At 63.6% G+C, this 15,834-nt stretch carries 15 protein-coding genes; 5 read left to right on the plus strand and 10 right to left on the minus strand.

All coding sequences use genetic code 11. The annotated features are described in order from the left end of the window. Nucleotides 1–427: 427 nt before the first annotated feature. The 5 genes from HWE04_RS21255 to HWE04_RS21275 form a co-directional block, all read right to left on the minus strand. Nucleotides 428–769: a BON domain-containing protein gene (locus tag HWE04_RS21255; protein ID WP_006463376.1), complete on the minus strand. Its 342-nt coding sequence runs from the start codon at nt 767–769 to the stop codon at nt 428–430. 232 nt (nt 770–1,001) lie between these two features. Further along, a complete protein-coding gene (locus HWE04_RS21260; protein ID WP_241813640.1) occupies nt 1,002–2,384 on the minus strand; it encodes a sigma 54-interacting transcriptional regulator in 1,383 nt (460 codons plus the stop codon). Nucleotides 2,385–2,433: 49 nt separating this feature from the next. Further along, entirely contained in the window at nt 2,434–2,934 is a 501-nt protein-coding gene (locus HWE04_RS21265) for a hypothetical protein (protein WP_006463378.1), read from the minus strand. Next, nucleotides 2,924–4,402, minus strand: a complete 1,479-nt coding sequence (locus HWE04_RS21270; protein WP_077238629.1) for a HAMP domain-containing sensor histidine kinase — start codon at nt 4,400–4,402, stop codon at nt 2,924–2,926. Before HWE04_RS21270 ends, HWE04_RS21265 begins: the two co-directional genes overlap by 11 nt. Before the next feature lie 191 nt (nt 4,403–4,593). Further along, nucleotides 4,594–5,838, minus strand: a complete 1,245-nt coding sequence (locus HWE04_RS21275) for an ArgE/DapE family deacylase (protein WP_241813641.1) — start codon at nt 5,836–5,838, stop codon at nt 4,594–4,596. A 241-nt stretch (nt 5,839–6,079) separates the two neighbouring features. Between HWE04_RS21275 and HWE04_RS21280 the strand changes: the two genes are divergently transcribed. Together HWE04_RS21280 and HWE04_RS21285 are read left to right on the plus strand one after the other, a co-directional pair. Continuing rightward, on the plus strand, nt 6,080–7,507 hold the full coding sequence (locus tag HWE04_RS21280; protein ID WP_006463381.1) for an MFS transporter: 1,428 nt from the start codon (nt 6,080–6,082) through the stop codon (nt 7,505–7,507). Between the two features lie 330 nt (nt 7,508–7,837). Then, the gene (locus HWE04_RS21285; protein ID WP_241813642.1) at nt 7,838–9,049 is read left to right on the plus strand and encodes an HD-GYP domain-containing protein; all 1,212 of its coding nucleotides are present in this window, start codon (nt 7,838–7,840) and stop codon (nt 9,047–9,049) included. A gap of 74 nt (nt 9,050–9,123) precedes the next feature. Here the strand turns inward: HWE04_RS21285 and HWE04_RS21290 are convergent, their stop codons facing one another. Both HWE04_RS21290 and folE read right to left on the minus strand, forming a co-directional pair. Then, on the minus strand, nt 9,124–9,549 hold the full coding sequence (locus HWE04_RS21290; RefSeq protein WP_006463383.1) for a BLUF domain-containing protein: 426 nt from the start codon (nt 9,547–9,549) through the stop codon (nt 9,124–9,126). A gap of 2 nt (nt 9,550–9,551) precedes the next feature. Then, nucleotides 9,552–10,301 carry a GTP cyclohydrolase I gene (gene folE / locus HWE04_RS21295; protein ID WP_241813643.1) on the minus strand — a complete coding sequence of 250 codons (750 nt, stop codon included), beginning with the start codon at nt 10,299–10,301 and terminating at the stop codon, nt 9,552–9,554. 290 nt (nt 10,302–10,591) lie between these two features. On the opposite strand from folE, the gene HWE04_RS21300 reads away from it, so the two are divergent. Further along, entirely contained in the window at nt 10,592–11,257 is a 666-nt protein-coding gene (locus tag HWE04_RS21300; protein ID WP_006463385.1) for a flagellar basal body L-ring protein FlgH, read from the plus strand. Between the two features lie 113 nt (nt 11,258–11,370). Here HWE04_RS21300 and HWE04_RS21305 read toward each other — a convergent pair whose 3' ends face one another. Continuing rightward, nucleotides 11,371–11,946 carry a hypothetical protein gene (locus HWE04_RS21305; protein ID WP_006463386.1) on the minus strand — a complete coding sequence of 192 codons (576 nt, stop codon included), beginning with the start codon at nt 11,944–11,946 and terminating at the stop codon, nt 11,371–11,373. A gap of 255 nt (nt 11,947–12,201) precedes the next feature. On the opposite strand from HWE04_RS21305, the gene HWE04_RS21310 reads away from it, so the two are divergent. Beyond that, nucleotides 12,202–12,642, plus strand: a complete 441-nt coding sequence (locus HWE04_RS21310; RefSeq protein ID WP_241813644.1) for a hypothetical protein — start codon at nt 12,202–12,204, stop codon at nt 12,640–12,642. Between the two features lie 22 nt (nt 12,643–12,664). Here HWE04_RS21310 and HWE04_RS21315 read toward each other — a convergent pair whose 3' ends face one another. Beyond that, nucleotides 12,665–13,930: a D-amino acid dehydrogenase gene (locus HWE04_RS21315; protein ID WP_241813645.1), complete on the minus strand. Its 1,266-nt coding sequence runs from the start codon at nt 13,928–13,930 to the stop codon at nt 12,665–12,667. 71 nt (nt 13,931–14,001) lie between these two features. Beyond that, nucleotides 14,002–14,784: an SDR family NAD(P)-dependent oxidoreductase gene (locus HWE04_RS21320; protein WP_241813646.1), complete on the minus strand. Its 783-nt coding sequence runs from the start codon at nt 14,782–14,784 to the stop codon at nt 14,002–14,004. Between the two features lie 377 nt (nt 14,785–15,161). Between HWE04_RS21320 and HWE04_RS21325 the strand changes: the two genes are divergently transcribed. Beyond that, nucleotides 15,162–15,827, plus strand: coding sequence for an amino acid ABC transporter permease (locus tag HWE04_RS21325; protein WP_077238622.1), 666 nt, complete (start codon nt 15,162–15,164; stop codon nt 15,825–15,827). Nucleotides 15,828–15,834: the final 7 nt, after the last annotated feature.

The following is a 15,834-nucleotide window of genomic DNA, read 5'->3' on the forward strand; positions in this document are numbered from 1 at the left end:
GTTCATCGCGTCAACTACTTTTTTGCGATTCGTTTTAAATTTTTTCGTCTTCGCTTTTGCTACCGCTCGACTACTTCCATCTAAAACGCCCTTCAAACTGCTTCACTACTCACCTGCTTCGCCCACCTTCGTCGCTCTGTTTTTCAACTTCGCTTCGTGTGTCGCGTCAGCAGGGGGCGAACTATAGCAACGCCCCCCACACCACGCAAGCACTTTTTGAAAAATATTCGAAAATAATTTAGCCAATCCAGAAAGCCGACCGGGACAATCGCCCGCAAACCCAAGCCCATCATGGATTACAGGACCTTCGCGGCGCGAATTGATGAATCCAAAAGAGAGCGGGCCATCCCTGACGGGACGGCCCGCTCTCTTCTTGATTGGGACTCGGCAAAGGCGCTCGTCTCAATTGCGCCCCTACCTGGCGCGCTTATCCGGCCTTCACGATGAGGTCGCTCTTGACGTCGCGTACGCCTTCAATGCCGGCTGCCAACTGCAAGGCATGTTGCCCCAGCTCGGCACTGGGCACCGCCCCCTTGAGGGTGACAACGCCATCCTTGGTAGTGACGCTGATCTTCATGGCTGAAATCTGCTTGTCCTCGACCAATGCTGCCTTGACCTTGGCGGTAACAACTGAGTCATCTATATATGTCCCGGCCTTTTGAACGCTGGGCGCGGCGGCCCGCGAGGTATCCGCAGCATGGACAGCAGGCGCGGCGGTCATCACCAGCAGGCTGGCGGCCAGCAGATGGGAAGCGAAGGTCTTTTTCATGGCGTTCTCCTTGTAGTCAATTCACTCATTCCGACTCTGCTCTGAAAGTCTCTATATAGAGCAGCACTTGCAGCCCTAGTCGCAAAGGCCATGCCAGCAGAAGATCTTCCTTTTAAATCAATCACTTAGCAATTCAAGTGGGTGGAAACAGGCTCGAACCATGCAACAAACCCCTCGTTTCCGTCGGCTTGCCACGACGTGCCACCGGCCTCTTCCACATAAGCCCTTGTTTTCAAAGGATTCCATCCTGTCGCTCCATGACGACGGGCTCCTCCCCGCCGCGGAAGCGCCGCGGATCAAGTCCGTTCTTCTGCAGCAAGCGATAGAACTCGGTGCGATTGCGATCAGCCAGCCTGGCCGCATCCGAGACATTGCCATCGGTCAGCTTCAGCAGGCGGACGAGATAATCACGCTCGAATTTCTGCTTGGCCTCGGCATAGCGCAGCAGGTCCAGGGTCGGTACCCTCAATGCCCGCTGCACCAGCGTGGCGGGGATCAAGGGTGCTGTCGACAACGCGCACACCTGTTCCACCACGTTGTAGAGCTGCCGCACATTACCCGGCCAGTGCGCCAGGCTCAGCACCTCCAGCGCATCCGGCGCAAACCCGGTCAGGCGCTTGGGATACTTGGCAGCGATGCTCTTGAGGAAATGATTGGCCAGCAGGGCGATATCCTCGCGCCGCTCTTCCAGAGCGGGCAACTGCAAGGTCACCACGTTGAGCCGGTAATACAGGTCTTCCCGGAACTGACCTTCGGTCATGGCCGCCTCCAGGTCGCGATGGGTGGCGGAAATCACCCGTACGTCCACCTCGCCGGACTGGTTGGCGCCCACCTGGCGCACGGTCTTCTCCTGCAGCACGCGCAGCAGCTTGACCTGCAATGCCATGGGCATGTCGCCGATCTCGTCCAGGAACAGGGTGCCGCCGTCGGCCGCCTGGAACAGCCCTTGCCGATGTTCAACCGCTCCGGTGAAGGCACCCTTGACGTGGCCGAACAGCTCAGACTCCAGCAGTTGCTCGGGAATGGCGCCGCAATTGACGGCGATGAACGGTTTGTCGGCCCGCGGGCTGGCCCGGTGGATGGCACGGGCCAGCAGCTCCTTGCCGGTGCCGCTGTCGCCACGGATCAGGATGCTGGCATCGGACGCTGCCACCAGGCGCGCCTCGGCCAGCAGCTCATCGACCCGCTGACTGCGGCTGATGATATCGGCGCGCCAGGCCTCATCCGGCGCTTCCTGGGCCGGTGCGGACAGGCTCAGCGCCTGGGCCACCTTGTCCAGCAGCACATGACCATCGAAAGGCTTGGTGAGATAGGCGAAAGCGCCCTTGGTCGTCGCATCGACCGCATCGGGGATGGTGCCGTGCGCGGTCAGCAGGATCACCGGCAGGGCCGGATAGCGGCTGCGGATCTCCGCAAACAGCGCCAAGCCGTCCATCCCCGGCAGCCGTACATCGGTGATCACCAGTGCCGGCAATGCAATGGCCAGCTGCGCCAGGGCAGCCTCGGCACTTTCCACGGCCAGGATGCGGTAACCGCTGGCGTTGAGGCGCAGGGTCAACAGGCGCAGCAGGTCGGGATCATCATCGACCAGCATCAGGGGGGCAGTTTTTCCCATCGGGACTCCAGTTCCAGTAAAAATGGAACGGGCCCCGACGGCGCTGGCCTTACTTGCCGCCGGCCGGCAGGGTCCGTTCGATGTTCTTCAGCGCTTCCAGCTTGTCATTGAGCTGGTCTACCTTGCGCTGCGCTTCCTTGAGTTGCACCGAAGACTTCTCGGCATTGTCGGCCACCCGGCGCAGATCGGCATAATGACCTGCCAGCAACTGCGCCAACGGCTTGAGCTTCTCCGCTTCGACGCTGCGATCGGCCATGACGTTCCATAGCTGGGCTTCGGCCTTGGCCAGATCGATGGGGTCCCGGGTGAGCGAAAGCGCCATCGCACGGCGTACCGTCGTGGCAGGGCCGGCCGGATAGGCGTTCAAACGCTGCACTTCGCGCCCCAGTTCGGCCGGCGACATCTTGCGCAACTGGGCGTTATAGGCCAGCAGTTCGTCGATGTTGCTACTGGACTGGATGAGCTGGACGGTCGAGGTGGGTGCTTGCGGCTGCGCCGTACACGCCGCCAGCACCATGCAGGAAGCCAGGATCAGGATCTTATTTTTCATCAGGCAACTCGATTCGGAAATGCGCCCCGCCCTCGCGCGGGACCAGATAGACCTTGCCACTATGGGCTTGCACATACTCGCGCACCACCGACAGGCCGATACCGTTGCCACGGCGCGCGCCCGGAGGCTGGTGCAGGCCCTGATAGAACGGCTCGAAGATGCGGGCCGCGTCCGTCGGCGCCACCCCCGGCCCCTGATCGATGCACTCGACCCGCACCAGGCCCGGCGCCTCGGTCAGCATGAAACGGATGAACCCGCCCTCGGGGCTGAAGCGTACGGCGTTCGAAAGCAGATTGGCCAGCACGATGGCCATCTTCTCGGGGTCCACCACCACGGTACGTGCCGCCCCTTCGATCTCCACCTTCAGCTGGCGCGCCAGCCATTGCAGCCGCTGGTCATCGATCACCTTGTGCAGCAAGGCACGCAGGTCGACCGGCACCGGATGGATGCGCTGGGCATCGAAGGACACCTCGTTATAGCGCAGCAGGTCCTCGATCTGCGTCTGCAGCGACTGCGTATTCTGGCGCAGGATGCGGGCAATCTCGCGCTGGTTCTCGCTCAACTGGCCGGCCACGCCGTCATCGAGCAGCGCCGCACCCTCGCACAAGGCCGACAGGGGCGTCTTCAGTTCATGCGAAACATGGCGCAGGAAGCGCGACTTCTCGGCCTCCAGATCGGCCAGGCGCTGGCGCAGCCAGTCCAGTTGCTGACCCAGGCGACGGATGTCGGCCGGGCCGCGCACGTCGATAGGCTGATCGAAGCGATTGTCGCCCAGCCGGCCGATGGCCTGCTCCAGCCGTGCCATCGGCCGCGACAGCCACAGGCCGAAGCAGAATGCCAGCAACACCGCCAGCACGATGGCGCCCACCACCTGGGCAGTAAGCAGCTGGCGCTGCTGTTCCAGGGCCGCGGACAGGGCATTGTTGCGGCGATCGACCTCGCGCCGGCTTTCCAGCGCGATGCGCTCGTTCAGGGCGGGCAGGCGGGCAAAGTCCTGGAACAGCTTGGCCTGCTCCCCCTTGTCCTTGCGCGAATCGGCTTCCAGCACGGCCGCCGCTTCATCGACATACAGGCCCCATTGACTGAACATTTCCCGCGGTGCCATCGGCAACGCGTCGGACAGCTCATCCACCGCCTGCCGGGCCTGGTCGCGCGCTTCGTTGAAACGGTCGTGGAAAGCGGTGTCATCCAGCACCAGATACTGGCGCGCACTGCGCTCCATGGCCACGGTGCGCTCGGCCAGGCGCTGTGCCGCCTCGGTCAGTTGCACCGCCTGCCGGGCGGTGTCCCGGCTGTTGGCCGACATGCGGTCCAGCGTGAACAGGGCGTGGATGGAGGTACCGCTGAGCAGGGCCGCAATCAGCAGGAACGCCGCCAGCAGCAATTGCCGGAACGACAAGCCGAGATAGCCGGGCTTGCGCGTGGCTGCCGATGGGGGCGGATGGGTGTGCTCGATGGCGTTCAACATGCGATTGATCTCGGTCCCTCAAGACTTGCTTCGTTACCCGGGCAAGCAGGAAGCCTCCCGGCCCGGAAGATGCCGACAGGAAACGTCGGCCATCAGCGCGCGGGCACACATTGTAATCATTTGTCGATCCGGCGGCGATCCGGCCAACTTCCCGGCGGGCAACTTCAAGTCGCGCCCGCCGGGCGTCGCACTCAGTCCTGCGGCCCGAGGAAGTCCAGCAGCATCAGCGCCACCACCTTGGTGGCCTTGCGCAGGTCGTCCAGGGCCAGGTTCTCGTCGGCCTGCTTGGCGTTGGATTCCATCAGCGTGCGCGGCCCCGCGCCGAACAGCACCACCGGGATGCCATGCTCGCCGTACAGGCGGGCGTCCGTATAGAGCGCCGAGCCGTTGGTGGTGAGCGTTTCGCCCATGACCGTCTCGGCATTGCGCAGCAGGCTCTGCACCAGCTTCTCGTGACCCGGCAGCGGGCGCAGTGCACGCGCCAGCAGCAGGCGGCGGATTTCCACGCGGATGCCCGGCAGCCCCGCCACCGCATCCTCGATCAGCTTGCGTACGCCGGCCTCGACCTGCGCCGGGTCTTCCTCGGGGATCATGCGACGATCCATCTTCAGCACCACCTTGCCCGGCACCACATTGGTATTGGTGCCACCATCGATGCGGCCGACGATCATGGTCGGATGGCTGATGCCGGGGATGGAGGAACGGATGTCCTTCAGGCCGGGCAAGGCGCCATAGATGGCATTGAGGACGGCATTGGCGGCCTGCAGTGCATCGTGGCCGGTCTCCGGCATGGAGCCGTGGGTGGCGCGCCCATGCACGGTCACCTCGAACTGCAGGCAGGCATTGTGGGCGGTCACCACGTTGTAGCTGAAGCCGGCCGCCAGCACGTAATCCGGCTGGGTCAGCTTCTGCTCCAGCAGCCAGCCGGGGCCGAGCAGGCCACCGAACTCCTCGTCGTAGGTGAAATGCAGCTCCACCGCACCGCGCAGCGAAGCGCCCAGCGCCTCCAGCGCGCGGGTAGCGAAGATATAGCTGGCGAAGTCACTCTTGGAGACCGCCGCCGCCCGGCCATAGATGCGGCCATCGGCCACTTCACCGCCGTAGGGGTCATGCGACCAGCCCTCGCCCGGCGGCACCACGTCGCCATGCGCATTCAGGGCCAGCGTCGGGCCGCCCTCGGCATAGGGGCGGCGCACGATCAGGTTGGTGATGCTCTGCATGCCATAGTCACGCACCTGCTCTTGCGGGACCGGAAACTTCTCGGCATTCCAGCCCCAGGACCGCACCAGCTCGGCCACCACATCGGCGTGCGGGGCATTGTTGCCGGGGGGCGTATCGGTGGGGATGCGGATCAACTGCTGCAGCACGCCGACCTCCTCGTCGAAATGCTGATCGATCCACGCGCACAGGCGCTCCGACAACTGCTGTTTGGACATGCTGATGACTCCGTGATCAAAACGCGCCAGCCACGCCAGCGCAAACCGCCATCATAGCGCAGCCGCCCCGCTCGTGACCGCCGCCAGCGCGCTTGCACGTTCCCCGCTATCATTGTGCGGCGCTGCCCAGCCGGGCTGCACCTGTCTTCATTGCAGGATTCCAAGAGCAAACAAGCGGCGGCAGAGCTCCGGCATCCGGTGCCACGCCAGCACGCACACCTTCGCCAGATATCCAAGACCCATGTCCACGCTGCCCTCCTCCCCCGGCGCCACCGATCCCAAACACCACATCGTCATCGCAGGGGAAGGCTTGCCGCCCGACCAGCGCGGCCGCGCCATCCTGGCGTTGGGCATCGCCGTCGGCCTGGCCACGCTCGACACCGCCATCGCCAACACCGCCCTGCCAGCCATGGCGCTGGACCTCAACACCACGCCGGCCGCCTCGGTCTGGATCGTGACCGCCTACCAGCTGGCGATGATGGTGTCGCTGCTGCCCCTGGCGGCGCTGGGCGAGATCGTCGGCTATCGCCGTATCTATGTCTGGGGACTGGTGCTGTTTACCGCGGCCTCGCTGCTGTGTGCTGTGGCGTGGTCGCTGCCTACGCTGGTGATGGCGCGTTTCCTCCAGGGACTGGGCGGGGCCGGCATCATGAGTGTCAACACCGCGCTGATCCGCTTCATCTATCCGACCCGCTCGCTGGGCCGCGGCGTGGGACTGAACACGCTCATCGTCGCCATCGCCTTCACGGTCGGTCCCTCGGTGGCCTCGGGCATCCTCGCCATCGCACCATGGCCATGGCTGTTCGCCGTCAACGTGCCGCTGGGTGTGCTGGCAGTGGTACTGGCCCTGCCCTCGTTGCCGCATACCACGCTGTCCACCCATACCTTCGACCTGCGCAGCGCAGTGCTCAACGCCGCCGCCTTCGGCCTGCTGATCCTGGCCATCGGCGAAGGCGCGCACCAGGCCCAGGCCAGCGTGGTCGGACTGGAACTGGCGGCCGCCATTGTCTGCGGCCTGTTCCTGCTCAAGCGCGAACTGTCGCATCCGGCGCCGATGCTGCCGGTGGACCTGTTCCGCCATGCGATGTTTTCGCTCTCGACGGTCACTGCCATCTGCTCCTTCGCCGCGCAAGGCCTGGCCTTCGTCTCGCTCCCCTTCTTCTTCCATCATGACCTGGGACGCAGCCAGGTGGAGATCGGCCTGTTGATGACGCCCTGGCCGGTGGCCGTGGCCATCATGGCCCCCATCGCGGGACGCCTGTCGGACCGCTATCCGGTCGGCATCCTCGGTGGCGTCGGTCTGGCGCTACTGTGCGCCGGGCTCTTGTCGATGACCTTCATGCCGGCCGCACCCACCGTCTGGGAAATCAGCTGGCGCATGCTTCTGTGCGGCATGGGCTTTGGCTTCTTCCAGTCACCCAACCTGAAAGCGCTGATGACCAGTGCGCCCCCCCATCGCAGTGGCGGCGCATCCGGTATCGTGGCCACAGCCCGGCTGCTCGGTCAAAGCGTGGGCGCAGCGCTGGTCGCGCTATGCTTCAATCTTTCCGAAACGCAAGGCTCGCGCCTGGCATTGGGCTTCGGCGCCGCCTTTGCAGGGGTCGCGTGCATTGCCAGCTTCCTGCGTCTGCTGACCAAGAATCCCTACGCACCACCGTTGAAAAAATAAGTTTTTCTCACCATTCCTCACGGCCGCGGCCTGCCGGATTCTCAGGCGGCGGCTATCTTTCCTCAGCATTTTGTCAGCTTCGGCGGGCGCTGCATTCTCACTCTTTTCCACACACCAACATTGGCGAGCGCAAACGGAAATTTCGACCGTTAATCCCCGCTTAATCGACCTCAAGCAAAACGCATTCTGTTACGATAATTTCAGCTAGCTTAGCCATGCAAGCGAGTTCTGCCACGTGGGAGACACTACCAATAATAGGCGTCATTTCATCAGGGAAATCGAACCGCTTTCAAAGCGGGAAACAGTGACAGGCACAGACCTGAATTCGATATGTTGAAATCCATCGCCTTAGAACAATTGCGTTTGGGCATGTATGTCCACTCCATCCCCGGGGGATGGATCAGTCATCCTTTCTGGCGCAAATCCTTCAAGATCGAGAGCCTGGAAGACCTGCAGACGCTGCGCGACTGTCCGATCGACCAGGTCACCATCGATACCGCCAAGGGCCGCGACATTGCGCCGGACCACCTGGAAGACGACCCGGAAGATGCTCACGAAGAGCATGACCCTACCGCAGCAGTCGCCGTGGCCGTACGCAAGCCGGCCCAGCGCACCGAGACCGCTGTCGAACGCGAACGTGCGGCACGCATCATTTCCTCTTCCAAGTCCACCGTGCTCAACATGTTTTCCGAAGCGCGCATGGGCAAGGCGGTGGACGTCAAGGATGCCGCCGAGCTGGTCACCGAGATCACCTCCTCGGTCTCCCGCAACGCCGACGCCCTCATCAGTCTGGCCCGCCTGAAGACCACTGACGATTACACCTACATGCATTCGGTGGCCGTCTGCGCCATGATGATCTCCCTGGCCAACCAGCTGGGCATGACTCAGGAGCAGACCAGGCAGGCCGGCATGGCGGGGCTGCTGCATGACGTCGGCAAGATGGCCGTGCCGTTGGACATCCTCAACAAACCGGCCAAGCTGACCGAAGAAGAGTTCGCCTCCATCCGTTCGCACACCGTGCAAGGCCACAGCATCCTGCAGCAGATCGAAGGCATCGGCGAGGTTCCGCTGGATGTCTCGCTGCACCATCACGAGAAGATCGATGGCAGCGGCTATCCCTTCAATCTCAAGTCCGACAGTATTTCCATCATGGCCAAGATGGGGGCGGTATGCGACGTCTACGACGCCATCACCTCCAATCGTCCCTACAAGGCGGGCTGGGACCCGGCCCGTTCGATCCGCCACATGGCCAGCAGTGCCGGGCATTTCGACCCGGTGACGATGCAGGCCTTCGTCAAGGCCATCGGCATCTACCCGACCGGCTCCTGCGTCATCCTGCAATCGGGTCGACTGGGCGTGGTGGTGGACCAGCGTCCGGACCAGTTGCTCACGCCGCGCGTGAAGGTGTTCTACTCGACCACCAGCCGCATGCCGCTGAAGTCCGACATCGTCGACCTCGCGCACGGCAGCGACAAGATCATCGCCTACGCCGACCCGGCCAAGTGGGGCATCCGCAGCCTGCCCAGCATCGACCTGCTCTAGGGCCTGCCCAAAAAGAAACGGCGCCAGTTTCATCCCTGGCGCCGTTGCTATGTCATTGCTGCCGCAAACCCGGTTCAGTCACGTTGCGCAAATGCCGCCGTCGAGGCCAGTTCATTCAACAGTGCCACGGTGGAACAGCAGGACACCTCGTAGGGATTGAGCTCACCGGTGACCGAATACTTCAGCAGCAGGGAACGATTGATCTTGTCCAGCCGGATCTTGCCCATGGTCCAGGAGGAATACTGGCGTTCGTCGATCGACTCATAGGCCAGCAGGATCACATCCTGATGTCGCGCATCGCCCAGCAGCCGGCCGTACAGTCGGTTGACCTGATCGCGTCCGCCTTCGAGTACCTGCACGAAGATGGTATCGCTATAGCACAGCACCCCGGTGATGCCCTGTTGCGGATTGCGCTGACGCGACGCCGCCAGGATGCCTTCGATGGTCTCGTGGGTGATGGTCTCGCGTGCGCGGCTTGCATAGATCAGACGAACCAGCATGATTAACCTCGTTGACGTTGGGAAATCAGCGCCAGGAATTCACGGCGCAGGTTGGCGTCACGCAGGAAAGAGCCACGCATGACGCTGTTGATCATCTTCGACTCCACGTCCTTGACGCCGCGCCAGTGCATGCAGAAGTGGTCGGCTTCCATGACGATGGCCAGGCCGTCCGGCTGCAGCTTTTGCATCAGCAGGTCGGCCGCCTGCGAGACCGCCTCTTCCTGGATCTGCGGACGGCTCATCACCCACTCCAGCAGGCGGGCATACTTGGACAAGCCGATCAGGTTGGAATGCTCATTGGGCATCACCCCCACCCACACCTTGCCCATGATCGGGCACAGGTGGTGCGAGCAGGCGCTGCGCACCGTGATGGGGCCGACGATCATCAGCTCGTTGAGACGCTCGATGTTGGGGAACTCGGTCACCGGCGGCGCCACCTGGTAGCGGCCCTTGAAGACTTCGTTGAGGTACATCTTGGCCACGCGCTTGGCGGTGTCCTGGGTGTTGTGGTCGCTCTCGACATCAATCACCAGGCTCTCCAGGACAGCGGCCAGCTTGGATTGCACCTCCGCCTGCAACTGCTCCAGTTCACCTTCCCTGATGAAGGCGGCGATATTGTCGTTGGCGTGGAAACGCACGCCGGCCGCCTTGATGCGCTGGCGAATACGGGCCGAGACCAACTGATCATGCATCGTCGGTGCGGCTGCGGCTGCCTCGGAGCTCACCGCGGCCTGGTTTTTTTCTGTTGCCATGATGGTATGCGATCACGCACGACGGGATCGCAGAGTTGGGGGTGGCGCCATTATGCACGGAAATGCGCGAGCGCATTGCCGCCCAACCTGCGTCAAGCCCGGGTCAATCCACCGGCTCGCAAGGTCTGCACTTAACTCTCGTTGAAGATTGTTTGCCGCACTTTACAAGGACCTAACCGCTGCTTACACCGTTACCCACCATCATCCCTGCCAGTGCCGCCACGCCTGCAACGGCGTCGGTGGCCACGCGCGCCGGGCATCCAGCCAGGCCGTCCAACGGGGGGATCGTCATGTCATTCCAGTTTCGCCTTGCCGGCGCCTGCGCGCTGGCCGTTTCGCTGTCGGCCTGCAACAGCCCGGCACCGATGGTCAACGGACCTACCAGCGTACGCCCTGCCTATCAGGTGCCCAACGTGGAAAACAATGGCGCCATCTTCCGCGTCTCCAGCGCCCAGCTGTTCGAGGAGCCGACCACCTACAACGTCGGTGACATCATCAAGATCGACATTTCCGAGTCGATCAGCAGCAGCAACAAGGCCGCCACCAACAACAGCCGCGACAGCTCCCTCACGCAGAAGGGACCCGGCTCGGGCGCACCGCTGGGCGGCCTGTTCACCCAGCTCTACGACGCCAACTATTCGGCCTCCGGCAACAACACCTTCAAGGGCTCCGGCGACAGCAGCAATACCAACACCATGAGCGGCACGCTGATGGTCTCCATCGTCGAAGTGCTTCCCAACCGCAATCTGGTGGTGGCCGGTGAAAAACGCATCGGTGTCAACGGCAACATCAACACGCTGCGCTTCTCGGGCGTGGTGCGCACACGCGATATCCGGGGCGGCATCGTGGCCTCCTCCAACGTCGCCGATGCCCGGCTGGAACAGGTCGGCGGCGGCTCCATTGCCGACGCCAGCACCGATGGCAACTTCTTCCGCCGCCTGCTGACGATCTGGTAAGCACGTTGACAGCGAAGGCAACAAAAGACAAACGGCAAGCCTGGCTTGCCGTTTTTCATTGCGTACTGGATAGCGTTGGATGTACGGGCCAGACGAGCGCCCCGCCCCTTATCTCAGAAACCGTTGGCGGCACCGCGCATGTTGTCTGGCGAATTGTCCGCCACGATGGGATTGCCCGGGAACAGCGCATCGATCAGGGGGGCCAGCTTGTCACCGGCGGACGCCCACTTGTCCTGGCCGAAGGAGCCCAGCCGGTATTGCGCCGTACCCAGCACGCGACCATCGCGCCGCAGGGTCAGCGCGGCATAGGTGAGATAGGGGGTATAGGCATCGGTGAAGACCTTGGTATCCCATTTGACGTAACCGACGTAACTCAGCGTCACCGGGCAGGCCAGCGCCTGGGTACCGGCATCATAGACCCGGCTTTGCACCCCGTGCTTCTGCAGCTCGCCCTGCAGGCCCGGCACGAAATCGCTCAGGGCCACCGAGCCATTCCACTCGATGCAGACATCGCGGATCGGATCCTTGCTGTAGACGATGGGATTCTGGGTGGTGTTGGGCGTCATCGCCTTGACGCTGGACGCCGCCGAGCCCACCAGGCCCACGGCATCCACCAGGGCATTGCCGGAAGTGACGACGCAACCCGCGAGCGATGAAACCAGCAAGGTGGCAGTGATGATGGTGCGCATGATGCTCTCCCCCGAGCGCAATCCGATGTGCCGCATCCCGCATGGCGCGGGTGGCCGGATCACAGGCTGCCCATCATAGCGGCGCACGGCAAGGCGACTGTTCCGTTTTACCTGTATTTACGCTGGCCACTTGCGCGCTTAACAGCAGGCAGCAAGACGCAAAGCCGCGCCGGCGCGAACGGATGCAACATGGCCCACGGTGCTGGCACAATAGCCGGCTGTGGCCACCTGTGCCATGCCCACAAGGAGATTTCCATGTCCGCTTTCATCCCCCGCACCCTGCTGGCCGCGCTGGCCCTGGTCGTGCTGCCGGCCGCGCAGGCCGATACCCTGAAGTCCGAAACCGAGGTGCGCGCCCTGACCGACAAGGTCATGGCTCAGGCCGGTGCCGGCCGTACCGACGACGCCTACGGCATGCTCTCGCCGTATGCGCTGGTCGACATCCGCGCCTTCGAAACCGCCCGCACCAACGCCCGCAGTTCGCGCATGGCCGTCGAAGCCCTGGTCGGCAATTCGGTCGGCTATGAATTCATCCGTTCGGAAAAGGTCGGTGAATCCCTCATCAAGCTGACCTACATCGAAAAGACCGAGCGCCAGGCCATCCCTTGGATGTTCATCTTCTACAAGGCGCCGGCCGGCTGGGCGGTCAGTACCTTCAGCAACGGCGCCAACGTCGACGCCCTGTTCGATCGCTGACGCCAGCCCGGCGACGCTCCACTCAGATCACGCGCTGCGGCTCCAGGTCGGCGCTCTCGATCTCGCTGGCCACGCCCGATATCTTGTCGGCGATCAGACGGGAGGAACCGCAGGCCGTGGTCCAGCCATTGGAACCATGGCCTGCGTTGAGCCACAGATTCGGATAACGGGTCGCGCCGATCAGCGGCGCGCCATCCGGGGTCATCGGTCGCAAGCCGGCCCAGTATTCCACCTTGGCCAGGTCGGCGCCCTGTGGATAAAGATTCTTCAGCGACTTCAGTGCGGTGGCGCAGTCGCGCGGCGTGACGCGCGTGTCCCAGCTGCCGATCTCGGCCGTGCCGGCGGCGCGGATATGCTGGCCCATGCGGGTGATGGCCACCTTGTAGTATTCGTCCATGACGCCACTGCGCGGCGCGCTGGCAGGGTCGGCCACCGGCACCGTGATGGCATAGCCCTTGACCGGATAGATGGGCAGGTCCAGGCCCAGCGGCTTCAACATCGGCACCGAGGCACTGGCGCAGGCCACCACGTAGGCATCGGCGCGCAGCGTGGCGTTCCGGGTGCGCACGCCACTGACCTGACCACCGGCCACCTCGATGGCCTGCACCTCTGTGGACAAGTGGAACTCCACCCCATGCGCCTGCAACCAGGCCGCCAGGGCGCGCGCGAACAAGGGGCAGTTGCCGGTCTCGTCCAGGGGCAACAGCAGGCCGCCCTTCAGTTCGTGGCGCGCTGCGTGCAGGCCGGGATCGAAGGCCACGCAGCCATCGGCATCCAGCAATTCGAAAGGCACGCCGGCTTCTGCCAGCACCCGGGTCGACAGGCCTGCATTGTCCAGTCCCTCCTGGGTACGGAACAGCTGCAGGTTGCCGCCGGTGGTCTGTTCGTAGCGGATGTCCAGGCGTTCGCGGATCTGCTTCAACTGGCCGTGGCTGTAGCGCGCCAGACGCCCCATGCGGGCCTTGTTGATGGCATAGCGCTCAGGCGTGCATTGCGCCAGGAAGCGCTGCAGCCACTTCCACTGGTGCGCATCCAGACGCGGCGTAAAGCGCAGCGCCGCCTCGATGCCCAGCCAGCTCTGCACCGACCACTTCAGCGACTTGGCCGGCATGCCCGGTGCGGCCCAGGGCGTGGCGTAGGACGGACAGACGTGTCCGGCATTACCCACACTGGTCTCGGCAGCCACTTCGGCGCGGCGCTCGACCACGACCACTTCATGGCCGCGCTCGCGGAGGAAATAAGCAGTGGTGACGCCGACGATGCCGGCGCCCAGCACGATGATGCGCATGGTTTGGACTTCTCGAAGAAAGATGAATGACGTAAATCTTATAAATTATTTTGTGGACGACAGCATGAGCACTACAGCGTCAGGCCACCATCCACATGCCACACCTGACCGGTGACATAGGACGCCGCTGGGCTCAGCAGGAAGCCGATCACGTTGGCAATCTCCTGCGGCTGGCCCAGGCGCTGCATGGGAATGCGCGCCAATGCCGCCTGCCAGGCTGCCGGATCGATGGCCGACTTGGCCGGATCACTCTTCTGAACGTAGCCCGGTGCCACCGCGTTGACCGTCACGCCTGCCGGCGCCAGTTGCACCGCCAGTGACTTGACCAGCGCCTCGATGCCGGCCTTGGCCGCCGCCGATGCCGGGAAGCCCGACTCACCCAGCCGATACACATGGGCCACGAAGGAACTCACCGCCACCACCCTGCCCTGTCCACTGGCCATCAACGGCTCGCGGCACGCCGTGACCAGACGGAAGAAGCCGCTCAGCAAGGCATCCAGCGAACGCGACCAGTCCGCCTCGGAGAGCTCGCCGATGCGCTTGCGATCGGCAAAGCCGGCATTGGCCACCAGCGCATCGAGGCGCCCGTGTTGCACCAGCGCCGTATCACGCAGATGTGCGGCGGTCTGCGGATCGGCCAGGTCGCCCAATGCCAGGGTGCAGCGCGCACCCAGAGCGCGGCAGTGTTGCGCCACCGCCTGCAACTCGGGTGACTCGCTGCGCGCATGGAGGATCAAGGCCACGCCGGGCGCGGCCACGGTGGTGGCGACCGCCGCGCCAATGCCGCGGGCAGCGCCCGTGATGAGAATGGTACGGACGGTTTCGCCATCGATGGCGGGGGAAGATGCGCTCATGGTCCTGAAGAAAAGAAGGCGCGTTCCCGGATGCCGGGAATTGACATGGATGCACGTCAGCGCAATCCCGCCATTTTAGCCAAAGCCAGTCGCGGCGTGGGCTTGCGGGCTGTCGATTGCTGTTCTGCGCGATGTGCCGGCCGACCGTTCTCCATTACAATGGCCGGATTTGCAGGATTCACGGCATGCGCCACCGGCCATGCTGGTCCATGTGATGACGCCCCTTCCCATGTCCGACCTTCTACCTGACCCATGCCAGCATGCGCCCCGGGCGCACAGGGCATGGTTCGTGCATGCGATGCGGGCATCCCTCTTCCACGGAGCCGGCCCCCGCCCTTCGCTGGAATCACGCGTTTCGTAACCAAGGAAAAACACAGATGTATCAATGGGACTTCGGCTCGCTCTGGCAATTCAGGAGCATCATCGGCATCGGCTTCGTCTATACGCTGAGCTATACGGTTGCCTGTATTGCCCTTGGCTTGCTGGTGGGCCTGGTGGTCGGTCTGGGTCGGCTGTCCACCAACCCCTTCATCTCCGGTCCGCTGCGCGCCTTCGTCGAAGTGTTCCGCTGCACCCCGGTGCTGGTGCAACTGGTGTGGTTCTACTACGCGCTGCCGGTGCTGCTGGGCATCGAGATGTCGGCCGGCACCGCCGCCATGCTGTCGCTGGCGCTGTACGGCGGCGCCTTCTATTCCGAGATCATCCGCGGCGGCATCGTCTCCATCGACCTGGGGCAGTCCGAAGCCGGCTGGGCGCTGGGCATGACGCGCTTCCAGCTGATGAAGCGCGTGATCCTGCCGCAAGCCTTCAAGCGCATGACCCCGCCGCTGGTGAACCAGTCCATCATGCAGCTGAAGAACACCTCGCTGCTGTCGGTGCTGGCCGTGCCGGACCTGCTGTACCAGGGCCAGATCATCGCCCACGAAACCTATCGCCCGCTGGAAATCTATACGCTGGTGGCGATCATCTATTTCATCATCCTGCTGCCGGCCACCATCTGGGCCAAGCGCCTGGAAAATCGCCTGTCGGCGCAGCATGGTTGAGGAGAAC

This window comes from Herbaspirillum sp. C7C2 (assembly GCF_022627865.1).
GTDB lineage: Bacteria > Pseudomonadota > Gammaproteobacteria > Burkholderiales > Burkholderiaceae_D > Herbaspirillum > Herbaspirillum frisingense.